We start from the raw sequence: 23,808 nt of genomic DNA on the forward strand, positions 1-23,808 counted from the left end.
GGCGCGGCGGCCGGCGGTGCCGGATGTGCAGGTGCAGGCGCGCCCGGCGCCGGCCGCGGCTTCGGCTTTCCGTCCGGTCCGAGCTCTTCCTTTGGCTGCGCCTGTGCGACGACCAGCGGCGAAGTTTGTGCGTGCGACGCTGAGGCGGCGAATTGCATCACCGTCAGCGCAGTCGTGGCGAGCAGCACGAGACGAAGCTTTGTCATGGTATTGGAGTCCCCGGCGGAAAGTCTGGGCAGGAAAGGAAAGAAAGTGAGAGCCGAACAATTCGGCAGGACGATGAATTGCCAGCCGTTAGGCCGGATTGTGGCGGGTGCCGAATCATCGACGAAGTTTATTTCGACATTATAACGGGTTGCATGTGCCTTTGTTCACTGGACATTCAGAAGAAACGCTCCGACACATTCGCAATCGATGTGGAACTAGGGCGCGAAGGTGATTCATCGCCCGGCGGGGCGATCTGTCGCAGGCGGTGGGCCGGATGGTCCAGGTGGTCCGCGCACCGGTGATTCGTCGGGCGTGTTGCCGGGCAACTCGTCCGGCCGTGGTGGCTCGCCCGGTTCGCGCACCGGCGGCGGAACCTCAGGCTGCGGATTGCCGGGCGGAATCCCAGGCGGCGGTTCGTTAGGATTCCCCGGCGTCGCCGGCGGGATCTCGGGAGGCTCGATCGGCATCAGATCGAAACCCCGTCGTCGATGCCAGCTCGGATCGCGCGCATTGATCGCTCCATCGCGGTTCGAAGCGATAACGGAACGCGCGCCGCGCCGTTCCTGTGCGCGTTATCCCGGCGTGTGGCAGACCGCCTCGATATTGTGCCCGTCGGGATCGAGCACGAACGCGCCGTAATAGTTCGGGTGATAATGCGCGCGAATGCCCGGCGCGCCGTTGTCGCGGCCGCCGGCCGCCATTGCCGCCTTGTAGAAGGCGTCGACGGTGGCGCGGTCCTTGGCGGTAATGGCGATATGCACCGGCCTGTTCATCGCGCCTTCGCCGCCGATCCAGAAGTCCGGCTTGCCGTTGGCGCCGAAGCCCGCCGCCGGCGCGTGCCCGGTCGCCTCCGCGGGCACTTCCATGATCAGGCCGTAGCCGAGCGGCGCCAGCGCCGTCTGGTAGAACGCCTTCGCGCGCTCGTAGTCAGAGACCGAAAAGCCGATATGGTCGATCATCGCGAGCCTCCGTTGTTTTGGCTACGTCATCAGTTCGGTATTCGCTCATCCGGAGATGATTGTCGCTCTGCGCCACCGTCATTGCGAGGGGCCCGCGACAAGATTGCAGGGCAATTTTGCGCTGGAGCGACGAAGCAATCCATTTCGCTGCTTGCTGCGCGATGGATTGCTTCGCTTCGCTCGCAATGACGTGGATAAAGCGCGCTTGGTCTCCGAGCTCTTCGCACAGGAGACGAGCGCTGCGGGATCACTCCCGCACCAGCAGCGTGTTGCTCCGCGTCCGGCCCTGCTCGACGTAACCACGGGTGTGCATGTCCGCAATGCAGTCGTCGGTCCATTCGTCCTTCGACAGATGCTCGATCACGACCGCGCGCGGCCACAATTGCTCGGGCGCGTCGCGGAAGAAGCCGATCAACACGCGGTCCTCAAAACCCTCGACGTCGATCTTCAGCGCATCGACCTTGGTCGCGCCGGCCTCATCGAGGATGCGTTGCAACCGCAGCGACGGCACCTTGAGCGCCTTGCCCGTGGGCGTGCCGGTGACGATGTGGCTGGCGCCGAGATTGTCGCCGTCGGTCTCGATCATCAGCTCGCCATCGGTCGGTCCAGCGGCCGCGGCAACCAGGCGCACCTGCGGACAGTTGGAGGCCTGTGTATTGAACTTGAGCCGTGCATGCGTCACCGGATGCGGCTCGATCGCGATCACCTTGCCATTGGGCCCGACGTCGCGCGCCAGCGCCAGCGCATAGGTGCCGACATTGGCGCCGAGATCGACGAAGGTGCCACCAGCGCCGACATGCGCCCGCAGGAAGGCGAGCTCTTCAAGATTGTAATCGGGATTGAACAATGCGCCGCGCTCGGTCGCGCTCGCCTGATGATAGAAGCGGAATGATGCGCCCTGATAGCTCACGTCAAGCGGTCCAGAGCCGAACAGATCGACCAGCCGCGACAGCCAGGGCCGGAACGCGCCGCGCTTCAATCCTGAGCGGTGCGCCAGCCGGATGATGGCGGCCTGCGCCGCATTGGGCGCGAAAGCGCCGAACGGCGCCGGTGAAATGTCGTTGCTGGGGATCAAGCCTGGTCCTCGTCGAAAGCGCGGCATGCATAGCCGGTTTTGACGACAGCGCCAACGCCGTTATGCCGCCCTGCCTGGCGCTCGCCGCTGCTGCAGGAAGCGGCCGAGCAGCCGTCGCTTGCCCTTGCGCGGGATCAGGTCGACGTCGCTGACCAGCTTGGCGCCGCCCTTGCGGCGCTCCAGCACGATCTTGCGGCTATGGAACGCTTCGAGCTCGGCGCGATGGGCGACGCTGACGATGGTCGCCTTCGGCAACTCCGTCGTCACCATCTCCATCATCTTGTCCTGGCTCTTTTCGTCGAGTGCAGAGGTTGCCTCGTCAAGCACGACGATGTCGGGGTTGTGCAGCAGCAGGCGCGCAAAGGCGAGCCGCTGCTTCTCGCCGCCGGACAGCGTCTGGTCCCACGGCGCTTCCTCTTCGATCTTCTCCTTGAGATGATCGAGCCCGACCTTGTGCAGGGCCTTGCCGATCTCTTCGACGTTCCAGTCCTCCGCCGCGCCGGGATAGGCCACCGCGCGCCGCAGCGTGCCCGACGGCACGTAGGGCTTCTGCGGCAGCATGAACAGGCGGCGGTCCGCGTGCAGGCCGACACTGCCGCCGCCCCATGGCCACAACCCGGCGATGGCGCGCACCAGCGTGCTCTTGCCGGTGCCGGATTCGCCGGCGACGAGCAGCCGTTCCCCCGCCTCGATGTCGACCTCGGTCTCCCCGACCACAGCGGTGCCGTCGTCGAGCGTGACGGAGAGATCGTTGAGGCTCAGCATGGCCTCGCCCGTGGTCTCGCTGCGCTGGATGCGGCCGAAGCCATCGCCGGTCTCGGCGCGTTCGAGGCCGTCGAGCGACATCATCAGCGAGGAGATACGGCGTGCGCATGCGTTCCAGTCGGCCAGCCGCGGATAATTGTCGACCAGCCAGCCGAACGCGGCCTGCACGATGGTGAAGGCGGAGGCCGCCTGCATCACCTGGCCGAGCGTCATGCTGCCGTCGAGGAATTTCGGCGCACACAGCAAGAGGGGGATCACCGGTGCAATCAGGCTCGATCCCTGCGACACCAGCGTTGTCCGCATGTGCTGTCCGGCGAGCCGCGCCCATTGTCGCAGCACGTTCGAGAATGTCTTATCGATGCCGTCGCGTTCTTCCGTCTCGCCGCCGAGCAGCGCAATGCTCTCGCCGTTCTCGCGCACGCGGGTCAGGACGTAGCGGAATTCTGCCTCCGCCTGATTCTTGTCCTCGGAAATCTGTGCGAAGCGGCGGCCGATCGCCATGATCGAGCCGGATGCGATCGCGGCGTAGATGATCGCTGCGATGACGAGGAAGCCGGGGATGCTGATGGACGAGCCGCCGAGCGTCAGCGTCAGCGCGCCGCCGATCGTCCAGAGCACGACGATGAAGGTGACGGCAGACAGCAGCGCTGATATCACGCCGGCGATGAAGTCGACCGGCGAGTCTGTTGCGATCCGCAGGTCCTCCGCGATGCGATACTCCGGGTTCTTGTGATCGCCGTCGACGAGATTGAGCTGGTAGTAACGGCCGCTGGCCAGCCAGCGGGACACCACGTCGTTGGTGAGCCAGGCTCGCCAGCGCCGCTGAATGCTCATGCGGCCGAACACCTGGCCAACGCCCAACAGCACGCTGCCGATCGCAAGCGGAAAGAAGATGGCCGTCAAGTGGAAGACTGTGGCCGAGTCGCGTTTCTCGATCGCATCGAACATCGCGCGATTCCAGACATTGATGCCGTACTGGACGGCGACGTTGGCGACGATGAGCAGCAGCAGGCCGATCGTGAACAGCCAGGCCAATCGGTCACCATTGCGGCCCCAATAACCGCGCGCGGTGATCCGGAACCGCGTCAGCAGATAGTCCTTGCGGGCCTGTTCAGCCTCTTCGGGCGACAGATCGGGATCCGGTTCGAGAATTTCCGGCGGCGGCGGTTCGACGTGATCGTCATTTTCGGCAATGACTTCGACGAGCTCCGACTTGTCGTCCGCTTCCTTGTCGTCGGCCTGGCTCGGCGCGGCGTTGCCGTCGGCGGCGCGCTTCGCACTCGCTTTCCGAGGCGAGGTGGCCTTGGCCAGTGGCGGCCCCTTCGACGATCTGGATTTTGCGCCAGCCTTGCCCATCGCGCGACAACGCGAGCGAAATCACAAGGTTCCATTGCGGTTCCGAGGGGTGCGTCGGAATGACCCGACGGCAGATCATGTCGCGAGAATATAGATGTTTGACTCACCGAACGTTCAACGCTTTCGGTGTCGTCCCTGCTTTCGCAGGGACGACAGTGTGCCAAGGGCACCTGCGCGCCACCACCTCACCCGGCCGGCGCTTGATCCCGCCGCAGTCTGCGCGAGCGCGCGGCCTTGTGCAGCATGCGCGCGAGCTGCTCGGCCGAATAGGGCTTCTGCAGCAGCTCGAAGCCGCCGCTGCCCTGCTGGGACAGCACCTGGCTGTAGCCGGAGGCGAGCACGATCGGCAGATCGAGCCCCTGCCGACGGATTTCCTCCGCGAGTTCGATGCCGCTCATGCCGGGCATCACGACATCGGTGAATACCAGGTCGAAGCGGCTCGGGTCGACCGCCAGCTCTTCCAGCGCGTGGGTGGCGTTCTCGACCAGCACGCAGGTGCAGCCGAGCTGCGTCAGCGTGTCGGCGGCGAATTTTCCGACCTCGGCATTGTCCTCGACGATCAGGACCGATGCATTGGCCCGATCGACCGAGGGCGCGTCCTCGGCGAGCAACGATTGCGGGCTGTGCTCGCCGACGACGCGCGGCAGATAAAGCGTGAATGTCGTTCCCTTGCCGACGTCACTGGTGACGGTCACTTCGCCGCCGGACTGCTTGGCGAAGCCGAACACCTGCGACAGGCCGAGACCGGTGCCGTGACCGACCTCCTTGGTGGTGTAGAACGGCTCGAAGATGCGGCCGAACAGCTCCGGCGGAATGCCGACGCCGGTATCGGTGACAGACACCGCGACATGGCCGTGCGGGTTGGGCGGGCCGGTCGTCGTGGACGGCAGGTCGTTCACCGGGCGAACCATGATCGTGAGCCGGCCGACGCCGTCCATCGCGTCGCGCGCATTCACCGCCATATTGATGATCGCGGTCTCGAACTGGCCGGCATCGGCGTTGACGAGACAGCTCTCGTCCGGCACCTGCGCTGCGATCTCGATGCGCGAGCCGATCAGGGTTGCGATCATCTCGCTCAGGGTGCGGACGTTCTGGCTGGCGTCGAACACCTCGGGCTTGAGGGTCTGCCGGCGCGCGAACGCAAGCAGCTGGTTGGTCAGCTTGGCGGCACGGTTCACGGTGTTGGAGATCGCATCGATGTAGCGCTGCCGCCGCGGCTCGGGAAGGTCCTGCCGCCGCAGCATGTCGACCGAGGCGCGGATCACGGTGAGCAGATTGTTGAAGTCGTGCGCGACGCCGCCGGTGAGTTGCCCGAGTGCCTCCAGCCGCTGGCCATGCCGCAGCGCCTCCTCGGCCTCGATGCGCCGGCTGGCCTCTTCCTCCAGGCGCTGGGTGCGCCGGTAGGCGAGCGCGAGCAGGCCGAACAGCAGCGCGGTAGCCGGAATGCCGAAGATCAGGTGCTGGGCTATGGTCGACACCCAGCGCGAGCGGATCGCCGCGGTTTCGAGGCCGGCGCTGACATAGATCGGGTATTCGGCCAGCCGCTGATAGCGCATGCGCCGTTCGATGCCGTCAGCCGGGGACTGGATCGTCATGGCGCCGGCCAGCGGATTGGCGACGATCTGGCGCCCGAGCGGCCCGCTCGGCTCGAACCGGACGTCGTGATCGATGACGGGGAAGTGCGCCAGCACCGCGCCATCGGTCCGGATCAGCGCCAGGAAGCTGCCAGGCTCGCGGCCGATCTTGGCGTAGAAATTCTCGAAATACTCCGGAAGCACGGAGGCCTGGATGACGCCGCCAAAGCTGCCGTCCTCATTGTTGCGGCGCCGGCCGACGCTGAAGAACCGTGCGCCCAGATAGGGCGGCCGCGGCGTCAGCACCTCGCCGATATAGGTGCCGATGTCGCGCTCGGCGGGGATCCGGAAGTAATCCCGGTCCGAGAAGTCGACGTCGGGGGCCGGCGACACCAGGCTGTTGACCAGCGCACGGCCGTTGGCATCGAACACCCAGACCGATTTCACTTGGGGCAGCGCCTCGGCGACCACGCGCAGCCGCGCATGCAGGCCCTTTTCCCGGGCGACGATGTCGGCGTCGCTCATGCCGCGGATGACCTCGGTGACCTCGGCCAGGCTGCGGTCGATGGTCTCGAACACCTTGAGCGCGTGCTCGTGGGCGACGTCGAGGGTGCGCTGGATCTCCTGGTCGGCGGCCTCGCTGGTCGAGATCCAGGACATTGCGGACGCAAACGCGAACAGCGCCAGCGGAAGGGCCAGCGAGGCGGCCATCATCCATTGCAGCAGTTTCAGCGAATTACGTTGTGCGGTCTGCACGGGCGCTCCGGCTCCGCGGGGACCTTAACGCAAACCGTCGCGCCGGAGAAAGCGAATCCCCCTCCCGGCGCGTGGCGCCGGGCTTCCTTCGTCGCCCGCGGCCGGTCAAGGTTACCGGAGGCCAACCGGGATCGATCAATTCGGAGCCGGCCCGTGTCCGTGGCCGCGCAGGCTGACGCCGCCCGGCGACATCACGACCGCGTTAGCGCCTCGCCGGCAGTCAAGCGGAAAATCGGCCCGGATGACGCTTCCGGGCACTGTTTTTAGGGGTTCTAAAACCTCTCACGGGCAAATGCTTGACCCTGTGACTACCTGCTGAAAAACAGGCCGCATGACAGGCGATCCAAACTCCACCCAGGATAATCTACAGGACATCCGGCTCGGACATGCGGACCGCGGTTTTGTCGGAAAGATCATCAGGCTCGATGCGCTCGTGACGGGTTCATCGCTCTCTCCGCAGGAGCTGGAGCAGCGCCTGGTCGAGATGGGATTTGTCGAGGGCGCGCGCGTGGAAATCCTGCATGAAGGCACCATCCGGCGGGATCCGATCGCGGTGCGCGTCGACAACATCACGATCGCGCTGCGCCGGAGCGAAGCCATGGCCGTGATCGTCGAATGACAACTGCATCTTTGCGCCTGGCGCTGGTCGGCGCGCCGAACACCGGCAAGACGTCGCTGTTCAACAGCCTGACCGGCAGCCGCCAGAAGGTCGCCAATTATCCGGGCGTCACGGTCGAGCGCAAATCCGGCGGCTTCGTGACGCCGGAGGGCCGCAGCGTCACCGTGCTCGATTTGCCCGGCACCTATTCGCTGCGCGGCCGCAGCCCGGACGAGGAGATCACCCGCGACATCGTGCTCGGCCGCTTCGACGGCGAGGCAGTGCCCGATCTGGTGCTCTGCGTCGCCGACGCCACCAACCTGCGGCTCACCTTGCGGCTCGTGCTCGAGCTGAAGCGGGTCGGCCGGCCGATGATGCTCGTGCTCAACATGATCGATATCGCGCGGCGCCGCGGCGTCACGATCGATCTCGAGCGCATGTCGCAGGAGATCGGCTTGCCGATCGTGACCTCGGTCGCGGTCCGCAAGGGCGGCGTCGACGAGCTCTTGAAGCGGACCGACGAATTCCTGGCGCGGTCGCATGAGGCGGCAGCCAGCCAGTGGACGACGCCGACGATCGCCGATCTCAAGGCGGCGCAGCGCGAGGCGGATCGGATCATCGCAGCAGTGGTGACCTTGCCGACCAAGCCGGACACGCTGACCAACCGGATCGATTCGGTCGTGCTGCATCCGGTCGGAGGTCTCGTGATCCTGGCCGTGATCCTGTTCGTGATGTTCCAGGCGGTGTTCACCTGGGCGCAGCCGGCGATGGAATTGCTGTCGGACGGCTTCTCCGCGCTCGGGCAGCTGATCCACGACGTGATGCCCGAAGGCTGGGGCCTGCTGCAAAGCTTCCTGCAGAACGGCCTGATCTCCGGCGTCGGCAGCGTCATCGTGTTCCTGCCGCAGATCATCATCATCTTCCTGTTCATCCTGCTGCTGGAGGATTTCGGCTACATGGCGCGCGCCGCGTTCCTGATGGACCGCATCATGGGCGGTGCCGGGCTGCATGGCCGCGCCTTCATTCCGCTGCTGTCGAGCTTCGCCTGCGCCATTCCCGGCATCATGGCGACGCGGGTGATCGACAACAGGCGCGACCGCCTGACCACGATCCTGATCGCGCCGCTGATGACCTGCTCGGCGCGCATTCCGGTCTACACGCTGATCATCTCGGCCTTCGTTCCGGCGACGACGGTGTGGGGTTTCGTCAATCTGCAGGGGCTCGTGATGTTCGGCCTCTATGCGGCTGGAATCACCAGCGCGCTGACGGTCTCGGCGGTCGCAAAATTCTTCCTGTGGCGCGACCATGCGCCGGCGCCGTTCATGCTGGAATTGCCCGACTACAAGATGCCGCGGCTGAAGAGCATCGCGATCGGCGTGTTCACGCGCGCCAAGATGTTCCTGTATCGCGCCGGCACCACGATCCTCTCGATGATGGTGCTGATCTGGTTCCTGGCCTCGTTCCCGACTGCGCCCGCCGGCGCCGAGGGGCCGGCGATCAATTACAGCTTTGCGGCGATGATCGGCCATGCGCTCGAGCCGTTGCTGCGGCCGATCGGTTTCAACTGGCAGATCGCGGTGGCGCTGATCCCCGGCATGGCGGCGCGCGAGGTCGCGGTCGCGGCGCTCGGCACTGTCTATTCGATCGAGGGCGGCAAGGAGGCGGCGGATCAGATCGGCCAGGTGCTGGCGCAGAAATGGACGCTGGCGACCGCGCTATCGCTGTTGGTCTGGTACATTTTCGCCCCGCAATGCGCCTCGACGCTCGCGGTGATCCGCCGCGAGACCGGCGGCGCGAAGTGGATGGTGGTGACGTTCATCTACATGCTCGCGCTGGCCTATGCCGCGAGCTTCCTGACCTTCAATCTGGCTCAGGCGCTGGGCCTGCACTAGCCGGATTGTCGCGGCCGCGATGGGTGCAACGGGCTGCATGAAGAAGTAGAGTTCATTCGTGGGCGCCTCGTGCGCGTCCACGGGTTCCCTGCGAGACCACGCAATGTCGACGTACGGCCTGGAGCGGCTATTTTCGCCTCGAAGCATCGCGGTGGTCGGCGGCAGCCCACGCCCGTCGTCGCTCGGCGCGGCGGTGCTCCGGAACATCAAGGCGAGCGGCTTCGCCGGCAGACTGGGCGTCGTCAACCGGCATTATGCCGAGGTCGACGGCGAGCCGACCGTTCCCGACCTGAAGTCGCTGCCGTTCGTTCCGGATCTCATCGTCATCAGTGCAGCGGCGGCCGCGGTCCCGGAGATCGTCGCGGAGGCTGGCCTTGCCGGTGTTGCCGGAGCGGCGATGCTGTCGGCCGGTCTCGGTCACGGCGCGGGCTCGCTCGCGGAGACCGCGGGGCAGACGGCGCGGCGGTATGGTATGCGCCTGATCGGGCCGAATTGCCTCGGCGTCATGGTGCCGCGCGCCAAGCTCAATGCGAGCTTCGCCTCGCATCAGCCGTCCGACGGACATGTCGCCCTGATCTCGCAGTCCGGTGCGGTCGCGTCGGCGATGATCGAATGGGCGGCCGAGCGGCGGCTCGGCTTTTCCGGCATCGCATCGATCGGCGACCAGCTCGATGTCGACGTCGCCGACCTCTTGGATTATTTCGCGCTGGACGATCATACCAACGCGATCCTGATCTACCTCGAGGCGGTCAAGGACGCGCGCAAGTTCATGTCGGCGGCGCGCGCCGCCGCGCGCATGAAGCCGGTCATCGTCGTCAAGTCCGGCCGGATGGCGCAAGGCGCAAAGGCCGCCGCGACCCACACCGGCGCGCTGGCCGGCTCCGATGCGGTCTACGACGCCGCATTCCGCCGCGCCGGCATACTGCGCGTCTACGACCTGCGCCAGCTGTTCGATTGCGCCGAGCTGCTCGGTCGTGGCTTCGTCCCGCGCGGCAACCGGCTCGCGATCCTCACCAATGGCGGCGGGCTCGGCATCCTCGCGACCGACCGGCTGGCCGAGCTCGGCGGCGTTCCCGCGACGCTGACGACCGGGACCATCGAACGGCTCGACCAGATGCTGCCGTCGGGCTGGTCCTGCGCCAATCCCGTCGACATCGCCGGCGACGCCGATGCCGACCGCTATGTGGTGGCGCTCAACGCGTTGCTCGATGATGCCAACAGCGACGCGGTGCTGGTCGCGAATGTCGAGATGGCGGTGGCACCGGCCAAGGGGATCGCCGAGGCGGTGGCGCAATGCGTGCGTGACCGCAGAATCAAAAGAAGTGCGGTCGCGGCACTGGTGCTTGCGGCGTGGGTTGGCGCCGACGAGCGCACCGGCGCGATCTTCGAGGCGGCGCGGATTCCGCATTTCCCGACCGAGGACGATGCGGTCCGCGCCTTCATGTATCTGGTGCGCTATCGCGAGGCTTCCACCGCGCTCGCCGCGACCCCGCCCGGCGTGGCTTCGGTGTTCACGCCGGAGACAGCGGCGGCGCGGCACGTCGTCATGAAGGCGTTGTCGGACGGACGCGCCTGGCTCGATCCGTCCGAGATCGTCGCGCTGTTCGAGGCTTATCGTATTCCGATCGTGACGACGCTCGTCGCTGACAGTGCCGAGGACGCCGCCGAAAAGGCGGCGCCGTTCCTCGCCGCGGGGCACGCGATTGTGGTGAGGGTGTTTTCGCGCGACATCCGGCACGCGTCCGATGTCGGCGGCGTCATCCTCGACCTGCGCACCAAAGATAGTGTCGTCGAAGCCGCAAGGACGGTCTTGGAACGCGCACGCAGCGCGCGGCCCGATGCCATCCTGCAGGGCGTGACGATCCAGCCGATGATCGTGCGACGCGCGGCGCGTGAACTGATCCTCGGCATCGCCGACGATCCGACCTTCGGTCCGGTCATCGTGTTCGGCCGCGGCGGCCCCGCGGTCGAGGTGATCAACGACAAGGCGCTGGCGCTGCCGCCGCTGGATATGAATCTCGCCCGTGAGCTGATCGGACGCACCCGCGTCTCGCGGCTGCTCGGCGGCTATGGCGATGTGCCGGCCGTCCCGGCCGATGTGGTGCCGCTCACCCTGGTCAAGCTGGCGCAGATGGCGGCCGACATTCCCGAGGTCGCGGAGCTCGATATCAATCCGATGCTGGCGGACGAGAGCGGCGTGCTTGCGCTCGATGCGCGGGTGGCGATCCGCAAACCCACCCGGCTGTTTGCCGGCCACACCCGGCTCGCCGTCCGGCCCTATCCGTCGCAATGGGAGGGCGAGCTTGCGTTACGCGACGGCTCGCACGTCACGGTGCGCCCGATGCGGCCGGAGGACGAGCCGATGGTCGAGGCCTTCTTCCGGCGCGTCACCGCCGAGGATCTCAGGCTGCGCTTCTTCCACGCGATGAAGGAGTTCTCGCACGCGTTCATCGCGCGCCTGACCCAGCTCGACTATGCGCGTGCGATGGCGTTCGTGGCGCTCGATCCGAGCACCGGCGAGATGATGGGCGCGGTCCGGCTGCATTCGGACTCGCTGTATCAGAACGCCGAATACGCGATCCTGCTGCAATCCGATCTCAAGGGCAAAGGCCTCGGCTGGGCGCTGATGCAGCTCCTGATCCACTATGCGCGGTCGGAGGGATTGAAGCGCCTGTCCGGCCAGGTCTTGACCGAAAACAGCACGATGATCGGGATGTGCCGCGATCTCGGCTTCACCGTCACGATGGATCCGGAGGATCACAGCATCGTCGACGTCGTGCTGGATTTGGATCGAGCTGCCGTCGATGCCGTCGGGTCCGATATCCTGATCCGCCCGTGATCGGTGATCGTAATCTTCCAAATGGATTGTTGCCGGCGTAATATTTGTATCATCAATAGTGGTGCGTTGCGCAGGACCGGCCATGAACCTCAGATCCGTCGATCTCAATCTTCTGGTCGCTCTCAACGCTCTTCTCACCGACCTTCACGTCACCCGCGCGGCTGACCGGGTCGGCCTCAGTCAACCCGCCATGAGCAATGCGCTTTCAAGGCTGAGGCACATCTTCAAGGACGAGCTTCTGGTGCGCACGGCCAACGGCATGCAGGCTACGCCGCGCGCGATCGAGCTGGCGGAGCCGGTCAAGCGGCTGCTGCGCCAGCTGGAGCGCCTGCTGGATAGCGAGTCGAGCTTCGAAGCCGCGACGTCGACCCGAAGCTTTTCCGTCAGGCTGTCCGACCTCCTCAGCCGGCTGCTGCTTCCGGCCGTCAGCAAGACCCTGCAAGAGAACGCGCCATTTGCCCACATCGACGTCGTGCACTACTCGCCGACGCAGACGGTCGAGGCCCTCGAAAAGGACGAAATCGACCTCGCGATCAGCATGGGTCTTGCGCACTCGAATTCGATCAAGTCGGTCGTACTGATGAAGGATCGGATGGTCTGCGTCATGCGCGAGGGTCATCCGGCGGCGCAACGACCGTTCACGATGGAAACCTTCCTGCAATCGTCGCACCTCAAGGTCTCGATGTCGCCGACCGACCTTCGTTTCGTCGACGACGTGCTCGCCCGCCAGGGCGTGACACGCCAGGTCGCGGTCAACATCCCGCATTGGCTTCTGGTGCCGCACGTGCTGCGCGACTCGAACCTGCTGTCGGTCATGCCGCGACGTCTGGCATTCGCGATGGTCACGGAGGATCTGGCGATCCGCGACCTGCCATTTGCTTCCGAGCCGTTCGAATGGTCGATGTATTGGCACCGCCGACACGACGCCAGCCAGGAACTGAACTGGCTCCGCTCGGTCTTTTCCGACGCTGCGCGAGGGCTCGCCGACGGTGAATGACGGGCGTCTGCCGCCGGCCGCGCCGTGCCCGGAAGCTGCGCTGAAGGGACTATCAGTCCGCCCAATAGTGGAATTGCGAATTCTGATTAGACGCCGCCGTCGCGGTCACCATCCTGCTCCCAAATGTTTCTTCGGCCGAACCCGGCCGACCTTGGGAGGGATTGATGCAAGACGTTACGGACGCGCAGGTGGTATCGGTGAACGCGGGCGCTCGGCTCGATCGGCTACCGATCTGCAGCTTTCATTGGCGGATCCTGGCGCTGATCGGCGCGGGCATGTTCCTCGATGCCTTCGACATCTACCTGGCGGGCGGCGTACTCGGGGCCGTGCTGAAAGAGGGCTGGTCGACCCTCGAACTCAACGCGGCGTTCGTGACGGCCACTTTCATCGGCATGACCCTGGGAGCCTGGTTCTCCGGGATACTGGGTGATCGCTACGGCCGGCGGTTCTCCTACCAGGTCAACCTCGCCATCTTCGGTCTGGCGTCCTTCGCCGCCGCGCTCGCGCCATCCATGCAGGCCTTGATTGCCGCCCGGTTCGTCATAGGCATTGGACTCGGCGCCGAGATCGTCGTCGGCTATGCGACGCTGACCGAGTTCGTCCCGGCCTCGTCGCGCGGGCGGTGGATCGGAATCCTGGCGGTCATCACCAACTTTTCCCTGTTCGCCTCCTCGATGACCGGCCTCTGGATCATTCCGTCGTTCGGTTGGCGATACATGTTCGGCATCGTCGGCGTGCTCGCGCTGATCGTCTGGTTCATGAGAAAGTCGATGCCGGAATCGCCCCGCTGGCTGGCCGCGAACGGCCGTGCCGACGAGGCTGAAAAGATCCTTGCCGGCATCGAAGCCGAAGCCGCCAGGAAAGGGCCGCTGCCTCCGGTCTCGGCCCCGCAGCGGGCGGAAGACCAGGGCGGGTCGGTCTGGCGGCTGTTCGCGCCGCCGTACCTTGGCCGAACGTTGCTCGGCAGCCTGCTGCACATCGTCGTCGGCTTCAGTCTGTACGGATTCATCGGCTGGCTGCCGACGTTCATGGTCAAGGGCGGCCACAGCGTCGTGTCCTCGCTCGGCTATACGACCTTCATGTCGCTGGGTGGGCCGGTGGGATCGCTGATCGGCCTGGCCCTCGCCGACGCGATCGGCCGCAAGCCGTCGATCGTCGGATCGTCGATCGCGGCCGCTGCCTTCGGATTGACGTATCCGTTCATGCCCGACGGTGCTCCGTTGGTCGCGGTCGGCTTCCTGCTCGTCACCGCGATCTACGTCTTGCTGGCGACTGGGTTCGCCATGCACGTGCCGGAGCTCTTCCCCACGCGATACCGACTGCGCGGCACCGCAATCTGCGCGACAGCCGGTCGCGTCACGACCGCGCTGGTGCAGTTCGCCGTCATCGCGATCTTCGCCTGGAAGGGGCTTGTCGGAGTGCTGATCACGCTCGCGGGCATTCTCCTCTTCCAGGCCGTGGTCTTCCTGATCTTCGGCTTCGAGACCAAGGGCCGCGGCCTGGAGGAAGTATCGGGGTCGTCGATCGCAGCGGATAGCGTAGCGTCGCGCCGAAAGATCGTCAGTATCGATGCAGAGCGTGCCGCAGACAGAATTTAGCGGGCTTCTCGCGAACGACATTCACTTCGCAAATGTGCGCAGAAGAACAATCGATTTCGGAAATGGTGCCTGATGCGGTCAAATCCGGATCACCCATCACGCAACGCACGCAAAAAGGGACAAAGGGATGACCGATACACAAGCGCTCAAGGATACCATCAAGGTCTGCATGTTCGACCAGTATGGCACGGTCGTCGATATGCAGGGAGGCCTCGTCAAGATCGCGACGCCGTTTCTCAAGGAGAAAGGCTGGACGGGTAACCCGAACTCGTTCGTCACCTGGTGGCGGCGGACCCACTTCGAGAATTCGATGATTGACGCGCTGCTCAACCGCGAGCACACGCCGTACCGCGAGATCGGTCACCGTGCCGTCTCCCAGGTCATGGACCGGTCGGGCATCAAATACACGAAGGAGGAAGTGAAGTACCTGGTTGGCGAGATCGAGAAGCTCGAATGCTTCCCGGAGGTGCCGGCGGCGCTCGCGAAGCTGCAAACCAGGTACAAGCTGGTCGTGCTCTCGAACGGTGATCGCGACATGCTGGAAACGGCCAAGAGGTACCACAAGGTTCCGTTCGACGACGTGATCTCCGTCGCCGAAGCAAACTCCTTCAAGCCCCACGTCGCGACCTACACGAAGGCGGCAGAAATACTCGGCCTCAAGATGGATCAGATCCTCTTCGTCGCCAACCACGCATTCGACGTCATCGGGGCGAAGTCGGCCGGGATGCGGACCGCGATGATCAACCGGCGCGACCGGCCGTTCGAGCAGACGCCGCACCAGCCCGACATCACGGTTCCGACGATGAAGGATCTGGCGGATGCGATCGTCTAGTGTGGAAGCTCTCTCCGGCATCAAGGTCCTGGACCTGTGCCGCGTCGTGTCCGGTCCTTTCGCCACCATGCATCTCGGCGATCTCGGGGCGGACGTCGTGAAGATCGAGGATCCGCATGCCGGCGACGAGAGTCGCCGATACGGCCCTCCGTTCGTCAACGGGGAGAGTTCCTACTTCCTGTCGGTCAACCGTAACAAGAGAAGCTGCGCGATTGATCTGAAGTCGCCGGCGGGTCGGGCCGCCACGCTCGCGCTCGCGAAGGTGGCCGACGTCGTGACCGACAACTTCAGGCCCGGCACGCTCGACAAGTGGGGCCTGTCATACGAAGCGCTCAGCGCGGACAATCCGAAACTCATCCAGTGCAGCATCTCCGGATTCGGCAGGACCGGGCCGGATGCGAGCCGGCCCGGCTACGATCTGATCTTGCAGGGCGAGTCCGGCGTCATGGACATCACCGGTGATTCCGATGGACCGCCCATGAAGGTGGGCACGTCGATCGCCGACCTGGTCACCGGCCTCTACGCGTCGCAGGCGGTGCTCGCGGCGCTCGTGAAGCGCGAGCGCAGCGGTGCCGGGGGACGCGTTGACGTCTCCATGCTCGACGCCATGGCTTCGCTGCTCACATTCAACGCCGGCATGTACTTCGCCTCCGGAGAAAGTCCGAAGCGCCGAGGCAACGTGCATCCCACGATCAGCCCCTACGAAACGTTTGAGGCCGGAGGCGGCTGGCTCAATGTCGGCGTCGCCAACGACAAGTTCTGGTCGATGTTCTGCGATGTCGTCGAACGCAAGGACATCGAGAACGATACCCGTTTCGACAAGGCCCCGAAACGTGCCGAGAACCGCGCCGCGCTGGCCGACGTCCTGCGACCGATCTTTCGGTCGCGGTCTCGCGACCATTGGCTCAATGTTCTCGGCAAGGCCGGGATTCCATGCGGGGCGATCAGGACGGTCGGCGAGGTGTGCGAGGCGCCCCAACTGGTCGAGCGGGGCATGGTCCAGAGCGTCGCGCACAAGGTCGCCGGCGACGTCAAGTTCGTCGCGCGGCCGCTGCGGTTCGATGATCTGCCGCCCGCTCCCTCGATCCCGCCGCCGATGTTGGGCGAACATACCGTGGAGGTATTCGAAGACTGGCTCGGCTGGACCCGGGAACGCCTGTCGGAGTTCGCTTCGAAGGGCGCGTTCGGCGAGGCCGCGCCGAAGCAATCGGCCGAATAGAGGATACGACGGATGCAGGAAGCCGAGATGCGTGATCTGTTCGATGCGGCCATGGGCGATGGTCGGCACGAATTCGGATCGTTCTTCCTGTCCCGCCTGTTCGGGATGACGGTGTCTTACGACGCGGACGCATGCGTCGTCACACTCGGCGTAAAGGCCTTCATGTACAACCCGCAGGGTTCGCTGCACGGCGGCGTGCTGGCGACCGCGCTCGACATCTCGATGGGTCATCTGCTGAAGCATCAGTTCGGCCCCGGCGTCACACTGGAGATGAAAGTGCAGTACTTCGCTCCGGTCCGCAGCGGTCCCGTGACCTGCCGCGCAACCTTCCTCAAGAGCGGACGCAAGACGTTCTTCCTGCAATCGCGGGCTTGCGACGGTGACGGAGAGGCGATCGCACACGCCACCGCAACGTGGAAGAAGCTATGAACGATGTCGTCGGCAAGCTCCGCGAACTGCTCGGCTCCGGATGCATCACCGATCCTGAGATGGCCGACGCCTATCTGACCGACTGGCGCGGTCTGCTGCGGGGGCGCGCCGCCTGCGTATTGCGGCCGAACTCGGTCGAACTCCTCGCGCAATGCGTGCGGATCTGCCGGGAAGCCAGCGTCGGCATCGTGCCGCAAGGCGGCAACACCGGGCTCGTCGGCGGCGCCACGCCGGACGACGGCGGCTTTCAGGCCGTCATCAGCACGGCTTCCATGAGGAAGATCCGCTCCATCGACCCGGTTGACATGTCCGTCGTTGCGGAAGCGGGCGCTACCATCGCGGATCTTCAGGCTGCCGCGGCCGAAGCGGGCACTCTATTTCCGTTGTCGTTCGCGTCAGAAGGAACCGCGACGCTGGGCGGGGCGCTGGCGACGAACGCCGGCGGTATCTCTGCGGTTCGGTATGGCAGCGCGAGAGATCTTCTGCTCGGAATGGAAGTCGTCCTGCCGGACGGAAGAATATGGAATGGGCTGCGCACGTTGCGGAAGGACAACGCCGGTTACGCGCTCAAGCATCTGTTCTCCGGCTCGGAGGGGACGCTCGGCATCATCACCGCAGCCGCGATGAAGCTCGCGGCGCAGCCGCGGGTATGTGAAGTTGCCTTCTGCGCGCTCGAGACCGAGGACCGGGTCCTCGATCTCTGGATGAAGCTGCGCGAGGCCGCCGACGGGAACGTGCGGGCCATCGAATATCTTTCCGGCCCCTGCGTTGAACTGGCGAAGCGCGACGGGCTCCGCTCGCCCGTGCAGAAGGCTGACCACTACGTCCTGATCGAGCTCACGTCGAGCCGCCGGGATGCCGGTCTCCGGGAAATGCTCGAGGGGTTTCTGGCCGGCGCGCTCGAAGACGGGACGATCGTGGATGCGGCGCTTGCGCAGAGCGGGGAACAACGCAAGCAGATGTGGCGGCTGCGGGAAGATCAGACCGAGGTCCAGAAAAGGGCGGGCCGCGATTTCAAGCACGACATCGCCGTGCCGGTCGCACGGGTGCCGGATCTCCTGCGCCGATGCAAAGCCGGCATTGAGGCCGGCTTCGCCGATGCCGTGGTCGTGCCGTTCGGACATGTCGGGGACGGCAACATCCATCTGAACGTCGTGCTGCCGGCCGCCCTCGGAACCGAGCGGGCCAGGGAGCAAGGCAAGCGCATCGGCGAGCTCGTCTACGATATCGCAATCTCCCTGGGCGGCACGTTCTCCGCGGAGCACGGTATCGGCCGTGCCAAGATCGATCTGCTTGAGATGCATCGCGATCCGGTCGAGATCGATCTGATGCGCAGGATCAAAGGCGCGTTCGACGATAGCGGCTTGTTGAATCCGGACAGGGTTTTCCGTCGGCCACTTGGCTAGTTCGCAACGATGCGACGAGGAAGCAGCGCAATTCCCAAAATTCGAGGTCGTCGAGTTGCCGGGGCCCGACGCCCGGTTCGGGCGAAGTCACGGTGCACGAACGTTTGAAGACTTGAGTGCGTCGAAACGACAAACGGGCCTGCCGAAGCAGACCCGTTTACCAATTACTGTTCTGAAGTCTCAGCAGCCCGGCGACACCAGCGCCAGCCGAGCCGCGTCGGATCAGATCTGGCGTTCGACCATCTTGAATTTGAGCTCGGCGATCGCCTCCGAGGGGTTGAGGCCCTTCGGGCACGCCTTGGCGCAGTTCATGATGGTGTGGCAGCGATAGAGGCGGAACGGATCCTCGAGATTGTCGAGGCGCTCGCCGGTCGCTTCGTCGCGGGAGTCGGTGACCCAGCGTGTCGCCTGCAGCAGTGCGGCGGGGCCGAGGAAGCGTTCGCTGTTCCACCAGTAGCTCGGGCACGAGGTCGAGCAGCAGGCGCACAGGATGCATTCATAGAGACCGTCGAGCTTCTCTCGGTCCTCGTGGCTCTGCCTCCACTCCTTCTGCGGCGTCGGCGTCGTGGTCTTCAGCCACGGCTCGATCGAAGCATACTGGGCGTAGAAATTGGTGAGGTCGGGGACCAGGTCCTTGACGACCGGCTGGTGCGGCAGCGGATTGACCTTCACCGCGCCGCCGGCGCCGACATCGTGCATCGACTTGGTGCAGGCTAGCGTGTTCTGGCCGTCGATGTTCATCGCGCAGGAGCCGCAGACGCCTTCGCGGCAGGAGCGCCGGAAGGTCAGCGTCGGGTCGATGTGGTTCTTGATCCAGATCAGGCCGTCCAGAACCATCGGACCGCAATCATGGGTGTCGACATAGTAGGTGTCGACACTCGGATTCTTGCCGTCGTCCGGATTCCAGCGATACACCCGAAATTCGCGGGTCTCGGTGGCGCCCGTCGGCTTCGGCCAGGTCTTGCCGCCGGAAATCTTCGAATTCTTCGGAAGTGCGAATTCAACCATGCTTGCTCGCCTTCGTTCTCAGTAGACCCGCGCCTTCGGCGGGATGTACTGCACGTCATTGGTCATCGTGTAGCTGTGCACCGGACGGTACTCGATCGCGGTCTTGCCGGCCGGATCGATCCAGGTCAGCGTGTGCTTCATCCAGTCCTTGTCATTGCGGTCCGGGAAATCCTCGCGCGCATGCGCGCCGCGGCTCTCGGTGCGGTTGGCCGCCGAATCCATCGTCACGACCGCCTGCACGATCAGATTGTCGAATTCCAGAGTCTCGATCAGGTCGGAATTCCACACCAGCGAGCGGTCCGAGACCGAGATGTCGCCGACGCCGCCATAGACCTTGTGGATCAGGTTCTGGCCTTCCTGCAAAATGTCGCCGGTGCGGAACACCGCGCAATTGTTCTGCATCACATGCTGCATGCTGTCGCGCAGCTTCGCGGTCGGCGTGCCGCCGGAGGCGTGACGGAAGTGGTCGAGCCGGCCGAGCGCGAGATCGGAAGAATCCTTCGGCAGCTCCGGCTGCTTGGCATTCGCCGTCAGCTTGTCGGCAAGGCGCAGCGCAGCGGCACGGCCGAACACCACGAGGTCGATCAGCGAGTTGGAGCCGAGGCGGTTGGCGCCGTGCACCGAGACGCAGGCGGCTTCGCCGATCGCCATCAGGCCCGGCACCACCGAATTGTCGTCGCCGTTGCGCTTGGTCAGCACCTCGGCGTGATAGTTCGTGGCGATGCCGCCCATGTTGTAGTGCACCGTCGGCACGATCGGGATCGGCTCGCGGGTGACGTCGACATTGGCGAAAATCTTCGCCGATTCGGAGATGCCCGGCAGCCGTTCATGCAGCACCTTCGGATCGAGATGATCGAGGTGCAGGAAGATGTGATCCTTCTTCTTGCCGACGCCGCGGCCTTCGCGGATCTCGATCGTCATCGCGCGCGAGACGACGTCGCGTGAGGCGAGGTCCTTGGCCGACGGCGCGTAGCGCTCCATGAAGCGCTCGCCCTCGGAGTTGACGAGATAGCCGCCTTCGCCGCGGGCACCTTCGGTGACGAGGCAACCCGAGCCGTAGATGCCGGTCGGGTGGAACTGGACGAACTCCATGTCCTGCAGCGGCAGGCCGGCGCGCAGCACCATGCCGCCACCGTCGCCGGTGCAGGTGTGTGCCGAGGTGCAGGAGGCGTAGGCGCGGCCGTAGCCGCCGGTCGCCAGGATCGTGGTCTGGGCGCGGAAGCGATGCAGCGTGCCGTCATCGAGCTTGAGCGCGATCACGCCGCGGCAGACGCCCTGGTCGTCCATGATCAGGTCGATGGCGAAGAATTCGATGAAGAACTCGGCCGAGTGGCGCAGCGATTGGCCATACATCGTGTGCAGCATGGCGTGGCCGGTGCGGTCGGCAGCGGCGCAGGTGCGCTGCGCCTGGCCCTTGCCGTAGTCCAAGGTCATGCCGCCGAACGGGCGCTGATAGATCTTGCCGTCCTCGGTGCGCGAGAACGGGACGCCCCAGTGCTCGAGCTCGTAGACCGCGTCGGGCGCGTTGCGCACCATGTATTCGATCGCGTCCTGGTCGCCGAGCCAGTCCGAACCCTTCACGGTGTCGTACATGTGCCAGCGCCAGTCGTCCTGGTGCATGTTGCCGAGTGAGGCCGAGATGCCGCCCTGCGCCGCAACGGTGTGCGAGCGGGTCGGGAACACCTTGGTGATGCAGGCGGTGCGCAGGCCCGCTTCCGAGCAGCCGACCACGGCGCGCAGGCCCGCGCCGCCGGCGCCGACCACGACAACGTCGTAGGTGTGGTCCTGAATCGGGTAGGCCTTGCCGTTCGTGGCCGGGCCACTGCCGTTGGTGGCCTTGCCGTTACCTTCGCCGGCCATGGGTCAGACTCCCGATGACAATTTGAGGATTGCGTAGATCGAGGCCAATGCGACCGCGACGCAGAAGAAGTTGTTCGCCATCACGCTGGCGATCTTCAGCTTCTCATTGTGGATGTAGTCTTCGATCACGACCTGCATGCCGATCTTCATGTGCCAGACACTGGCAACGATGAAGAGCAGCAGGATGATAGCGATCGGGATCGAGCCGAGGATCTGCGCTGCGCCGGCATGGTTGCGGCCGATCAGCATGATCACGACGACGATCACGGGGACGATCAGCAGCGTCATCGCGACCGCGGTGAGGCGCTGGCGCCAGAAATCGGAGGTTCCGGTATGCGCGGAGCCAAGGCCGCGGACGCGCTCCAGCGGCGTGCGCATCGAGGAGGGGCCGCTCATCGTCCACCTCCAACCGCGTAGGCGATGATCCAGACCAGCACGGTCAGTGCGATGCCGGCGACCAGCGCGCCCCAGGTCAGGGCTTCGCGCTCATTGACCTTGAAGCCGTAGCCCAGATCCCAGACGAAATGCCGGATGCCGCTGCACAGATGGTGCATCAGCGCCCATGTGTAACCGAACACGATCAGCTTGCCGATCGCGCTGCCGGTGAAGGCCTGGACATTGGCGTAGGCGGTTGGGCCGGTGGCGGCGGCGATCAGCCACCAAGCCAGCAGCAGGGTGCCGAAATAGAGGGCCAAACCTGTGGCACGGTGCACGATGGACAGCGCCATCGTCAGCGTCCACCGGTAGGTCTGAATATGGGGTGAAAGCGGTCGTTCGATCCTGGCGGTCATCGGCGGGCTTTATGATGTGAGGGACCGCGGCCGGCCCATCGGGGAACGCGGTAGAGGAGTTCTATTTACGGAGTCGCACCCCGCCGCGCAACGGCCAAATAGCCTTCGGGCGAACCGAAGTTCATTGTTAGACTTGCCGAATTCTGGTTGATCTGCAGCGTGGTATACCAGATGCAAGAGTGACTGAACCAAAAAGTGAATTGTGATATCAGGCTTGCGAGAGGCCATCGCCCCGCCTGGGAACGAGGCGCCGTAAGTCGTCAGGTTTGCCCATCGTCTCGCCGGATAATCGACAAATGCCTTGATCTTAGGTGATCGGTGCGCGGGCGGTGGAAGCAACCGATTCGCCGGTACCGGCCCTTTCGCACCCGGGTCGGCGGCGGCGTCGGGTCTGTGCTCGCGGCGTCCCGCCTCCATGTGCCGAGCCGGCCTGTTGAACACACCGTCGCCGTACCGCGCCGCATCAATCCGTGGCTCGAGGCCATTCATCCAGAGCCGACCCGATATGCGGAATTTGCGATTCGCCTTGATGCCGTCGAAGAGGCGCGACGCGCGACTTCGCATAAGTAGGCGCGCGATCGCGCGGATACTCCCGAATCCGAAAACCGGCTATTGCTCGCGACAGACTGTAGACGCCGTCGAAGCACCTGCTCCGGCAGCACGCAGCATATTGCTGCAAGAAAAAGACGATGGCCGGCCTCGACCCCAGGGAATTGCTCGAGCTTGCGCTGCTGCTGGTTGCAGTCGGCGCGCTGTCCGGTTTTCTCGCCGGACTGTTCGGCATCGGCGGCGGCGCGATCCTGGTGCCGGTGTTCTACGAATGCTTTCGCCTCGCCGGCGTGCCGCTCGAGGTGCGGATGCCGCTCTGCATCGGTACCTCGCTCGCGATCATCATCCCGACCTCGCTGAGCTCGTTCCGTGCCCATTATCGCCGCGGTGCGGTCGACATGGAGATCCTGAAGCGCTGGTGGCTGCCGATCGTGATCGGCGTCGCCGCCGGCAGCGTCACCGCGCGCTTCGCGCCGGAGCGGCTGTTCAAGATCGTGTTCGTGGTGGTGGCGTGGTCGGCGGCCGCGCGGCTGCTATTGGCGCGCGAGACCTGGAAATTCGGCGACGACGTGCCGAAAGGTTTCCTGATGCGCGTCTACGGCTTCTTCGTCGGCCTGCTGTCGACATTGATGGGCATCGGCGGTGGCCTGTTCGCCAACCTCTTGATGACCTTTTACGGCCGGCCGATCCATCAGGCGGTCGCGACCTCGTCGGCGCTCGCGGTGCTGATCTCGATCCCCGGCGCGCTGGGTTACGTCTATGCCGGCTGGCCCGCCGCCGCGCGCTTTCCCGATGTCGCCGCGCTGCAATTGCCGTTCGCGCTCGGCTATGTCTCGCTGATCGGAGCGCTGCTGGTGATGCCGACTACGCTCGTCACCGCGCCGCTCGGCGTCAAGGTCGCGCACGCGCTGTCGAAGCGGGCACTGGAGGTGGCGTTCGGGGCCTATCTCTTCATCGTCGGCGGACGGTTCGTGATCAGCCTGTTGGGCGGGCACTAGCGCCTAGCCCGGTCGGAGCGAAGCGCAGTCCGGGATTCCTGCAGCTGATAGACTGGTTCCGGATTTCGCTGCGCTCCATCCGGGCTTCTGTAACGGGCCT

19 protein-coding genes and 1 pseudogene are annotated in these 23,808 nt (G+C 65.1%); 10 read left to right on the forward strand and 10 right to left on the reverse strand.

Going from position 1 to position 23,808, the window contains the following annotated elements; genetic code table 11:
* The 6 genes and pseudogenes from H8A92_RS30235 to H8A92_RS30260 form a co-directional block, all read right to left on the reverse strand.
* Nucleotides 1-206, reverse strand: a pseudogene (locus H8A92_RS30235) (OmpA family protein); the annotation flags it as partial.
* A 234-nt stretch (nucleotides 207-440) separates the two neighbouring features.
* Nucleotides 441-674: a hypothetical protein gene (locus H8A92_RS30240; RefSeq protein WP_163154928.1), complete on the reverse strand. Its 234-nt coding sequence runs from the start codon at nucleotides 672-674 to the stop codon at nucleotides 441-443.
* Between the two features lie 105 nt (nucleotides 675-779).
* The gene (locus H8A92_RS30245; protein WP_229199118.1) at nucleotides 780-1,166 is read right to left on the reverse strand and encodes a VOC family protein; all 387 of its coding nucleotides are present in this window, start codon (nucleotides 1,164-1,166) and stop codon (nucleotides 780-782) included.
* A gap of 247 nt (nucleotides 1,167-1,413) precedes the next feature.
* A complete protein-coding gene (locus H8A92_RS30250; RefSeq protein WP_229199119.1) occupies nucleotides 1,414-2,241 on the reverse strand; it encodes an FkbM family methyltransferase in 828 nt (275 codons plus the stop codon).
* 60 nt (nucleotides 2,242-2,301) lie between these two features.
* Entirely contained in the window at nucleotides 2,302-4,362 is a 2,061-nt protein-coding gene (locus H8A92_RS30255; RefSeq protein WP_229199120.1) for an ABC transporter ATP-binding protein/permease, read from the reverse strand.
* A 185-nt stretch (nucleotides 4,363-4,547) separates the two neighbouring features.
* On the reverse strand, nucleotides 4,548-6,692 hold the full coding sequence (locus H8A92_RS30260) for an ATP-binding protein (RefSeq protein WP_229199121.1): 2,145 nt from the start codon (nucleotides 6,690-6,692) through the stop codon (nucleotides 4,548-4,550).
* A 331-nt stretch (nucleotides 6,693-7,023) separates the two neighbouring features.
* Between H8A92_RS30260 and H8A92_RS30265 the strand changes: the two genes are divergently transcribed.
* The 9 genes from H8A92_RS30265 (at nucleotide 7,024) to H8A92_RS30305 (ending at nucleotide 18,502) form a co-directional block, all read left to right on the forward strand.
* Nucleotides 7,024-7,311: a FeoA family protein gene (locus H8A92_RS30265; protein ID WP_229186898.1), complete on the forward strand. Its 288-nt coding sequence runs from the start codon at nucleotides 7,024-7,026 to the stop codon at nucleotides 7,309-7,311.
* Nucleotides 7,308-9,182, forward strand: coding sequence for a ferrous iron transporter B (gene feoB / locus H8A92_RS30270; protein WP_229199122.1), 1,875 nt, complete (start codon nucleotides 7,308-7,310; stop codon nucleotides 9,180-9,182). Before H8A92_RS30265 ends, feoB begins: the two co-directional genes overlap by 4 nt.
* 103 nt (nucleotides 9,183-9,285) lie before the next feature.
* Nucleotides 9,286-12,021, forward strand: coding sequence for a bifunctional acetate--CoA ligase family protein/GNAT family N-acetyltransferase (locus tag H8A92_RS30275; protein ID WP_229199123.1), 2,736 nt, complete (start codon nucleotides 9,286-9,288; stop codon nucleotides 12,019-12,021).
* A gap of 82 nt (nucleotides 12,022-12,103) precedes the next feature.
* Nucleotides 12,104-13,018, forward strand: a complete 915-nt coding sequence (locus tag H8A92_RS30280; RefSeq protein WP_229199124.1) for a LysR family transcriptional regulator — start codon at nucleotides 12,104-12,106, stop codon at nucleotides 13,016-13,018.
* Between the two features lie 275 nt (nucleotides 13,019-13,293).
* Entirely contained in the window at nucleotides 13,294-14,616 is a 1,323-nt protein-coding gene (locus H8A92_RS30285) for an MFS transporter (RefSeq protein ID WP_229199125.1), read from the forward strand.
* Between the two features lie 127 nt (nucleotides 14,617-14,743).
* Nucleotides 14,744-15,448 carry a haloacid dehalogenase type II gene (locus H8A92_RS30290; protein ID WP_229199126.1) on the forward strand — a complete coding sequence of 235 codons (705 nt, stop codon included), beginning with the start codon at nucleotides 14,744-14,746 and terminating at the stop codon, nucleotides 15,446-15,448.
* Complete coding sequence (locus tag H8A92_RS30295) at nucleotides 15,435-16,667, forward strand: CaiB/BaiF CoA transferase family protein (protein WP_229199127.1); 1,233 nt, start codon at nucleotides 15,435-15,437, stop codon at nucleotides 16,665-16,667. Before H8A92_RS30290 ends, H8A92_RS30295 begins: the two co-directional genes overlap by 14 nt.
* A gap of 12 nt (nucleotides 16,668-16,679) precedes the next feature.
* Nucleotides 16,680-17,096, forward strand: coding sequence for a PaaI family thioesterase (locus H8A92_RS30300; RefSeq protein WP_229199128.1), 417 nt, complete (start codon nucleotides 16,680-16,682; stop codon nucleotides 17,094-17,096).
* The gene (locus H8A92_RS30305) at nucleotides 17,093-18,502 is read left to right on the forward strand and encodes an FAD-binding oxidoreductase (protein ID WP_229199129.1); all 1,410 of its coding nucleotides are present in this window, start codon (nucleotides 17,093-17,095) and stop codon (nucleotides 18,500-18,502) included. Before H8A92_RS30300 ends, H8A92_RS30305 begins: the two co-directional genes overlap by 4 nt.
* 222 nt (nucleotides 18,503-18,724) lie before the next feature.
* Here the strand turns inward: H8A92_RS30305 and H8A92_RS30310 are convergent, their stop codons facing one another.
* The 4 genes from H8A92_RS30310 to sdhC are packed head-to-tail and all read right to left on the reverse strand — an operon-like array spanning nucleotide 18,725 to nucleotide 22,161.
* Nucleotides 18,725-19,510, reverse strand: a complete 786-nt coding sequence (locus tag H8A92_RS30310) for a succinate dehydrogenase iron-sulfur subunit (protein WP_223971016.1) — start codon at nucleotides 19,508-19,510, stop codon at nucleotides 18,725-18,727.
* Between the two features lie 18 nt (nucleotides 19,511-19,528).
* Complete coding sequence (gene sdhA / locus H8A92_RS30315) at nucleotides 19,529-21,370, reverse strand: succinate dehydrogenase flavoprotein subunit (protein WP_229199130.1); 1,842 nt, start codon at nucleotides 21,368-21,370, stop codon at nucleotides 19,529-19,531.
* A gap of 3 nt (nucleotides 21,371-21,373) precedes the next feature.
* Complete coding sequence (gene sdhD, locus H8A92_RS30320; protein WP_229199133.1) at nucleotides 21,374-21,748, reverse strand: succinate dehydrogenase, hydrophobic membrane anchor protein; 375 nt, start codon at nucleotides 21,746-21,748, stop codon at nucleotides 21,374-21,376.
* 14 nt (nucleotides 21,749-21,762) lie between these two features.
* Nucleotides 21,763-22,161, reverse strand: a complete 399-nt coding sequence (gene sdhC, locus H8A92_RS30325; protein WP_229199131.1) for a succinate dehydrogenase, cytochrome b556 subunit — start codon at nucleotides 22,159-22,161, stop codon at nucleotides 21,763-21,765.
* Nucleotides 22,162-22,850: 689 nt separating this feature from the next.
* Between sdhC and H8A92_RS30330 the strand changes: the two genes are divergently transcribed.
* Nucleotides 22,851-23,708: a sulfite exporter TauE/SafE family protein gene (locus H8A92_RS30330; protein ID WP_229199132.1), complete on the forward strand. Its 858-nt coding sequence runs from the start codon at nucleotides 22,851-22,853 to the stop codon at nucleotides 23,706-23,708.
* Nucleotides 23,709-23,808: the final 100 nt, after the last annotated feature.

Source organism: Bradyrhizobium acaciae (assembly GCF_020889785.1).
Classification (GTDB): domain Bacteria; phylum Pseudomonadota; class Alphaproteobacteria; order Rhizobiales; family Xanthobacteraceae; genus Bradyrhizobium; species Bradyrhizobium acaciae.

Excerpts from the sequence above, each read along its gene's own strand:
- H8A92_RS30240 (WP_163154928.1), bottom strand. The coding sequence starts at position 674 with ATGCCGATCGAGCCTCCCGAGATCCCGCCGGCGACGCCGGGGAATCCT.
- H8A92_RS30245 (WP_229199118.1), bottom strand. The coding sequence starts at position 1,166 with ATGATCGACCATATCGGCTTTTCGGTCTCTGACTACGAGCGCGCGAAG.
- H8A92_RS30255 (WP_229199120.1), bottom strand. The coding sequence starts at position 4,362 with ATGGGCAAGGCTGGCGCAAAATCCAGATCGTCGAAGGGGCCGCCACTG.
- H8A92_RS30265 (WP_229186898.1), top strand. The coding sequence starts at position 7,024 with ATGACAGGCGATCCAAACTCCACCCAGGATAATCTACAGGACATCCGG.
- feoB (WP_229199122.1), top strand. The coding sequence starts at position 7,308 with ATGACAACTGCATCTTTGCGCCTGGCGCTGGTCGGCGCGCCGAACACC.
- H8A92_RS30275 (WP_229199123.1), top strand. The coding sequence starts at position 9,286 with ATGTCGACGTACGGCCTGGAGCGGCTATTTTCGCCTCGAAGCATCGCG.
- H8A92_RS30280 (WP_229199124.1), top strand. The coding sequence starts at position 12,104 with ATGAACCTCAGATCCGTCGATCTCAATCTTCTGGTCGCTCTCAACGCT.
- H8A92_RS30285 (WP_229199125.1), top strand. The coding sequence starts at position 13,294 with ATGTTCCTCGATGCCTTCGACATCTACCTGGCGGGCGGCGTACTCGGG.
- H8A92_RS30290 (WP_229199126.1), top strand. The coding sequence starts at position 14,744 with ATGACCGATACACAAGCGCTCAAGGATACCATCAAGGTCTGCATGTTC.
- H8A92_RS30295 (WP_229199127.1), top strand. The coding sequence starts at position 15,435 with ATGCGATCGTCTAGTGTGGAAGCTCTCTCCGGCATCAAGGTCCTGGAC.
- H8A92_RS30300 (WP_229199128.1), top strand. The coding sequence starts at position 16,680 with ATGCAGGAAGCCGAGATGCGTGATCTGTTCGATGCGGCCATGGGCGAT.
- H8A92_RS30305 (WP_229199129.1), top strand. The coding sequence starts at position 17,093 with ATGAACGATGTCGTCGGCAAGCTCCGCGAACTGCTCGGCTCCGGATGC.
- H8A92_RS30310 (WP_223971016.1), bottom strand. The coding sequence starts at position 19,510 with ATGGTTGAATTCGCACTTCCGAAGAATTCGAAGATTTCCGGCGGCAAG.
- sdhA (WP_229199130.1), bottom strand. The coding sequence starts at position 21,370 with ATGGCCGGCGAAGGTAACGGCAAGGCCACCAACGGCAGTGGCCCGGCC.
- sdhD (WP_229199133.1), bottom strand. The coding sequence starts at position 21,748 with ATGCGCACGCCGCTGGAGCGCGTCCGCGGCCTTGGCTCCGCGCATACC.
- sdhC (WP_229199131.1), bottom strand. The coding sequence starts at position 22,161 with ATGACCGCCAGGATCGAACGACCGCTTTCACCCCATATTCAGACCTAC.
- H8A92_RS30330 (WP_229199132.1), top strand. The coding sequence starts at position 22,851 with ATGGCCGGCCTCGACCCCAGGGAATTGCTCGAGCTTGCGCTGCTGCTG.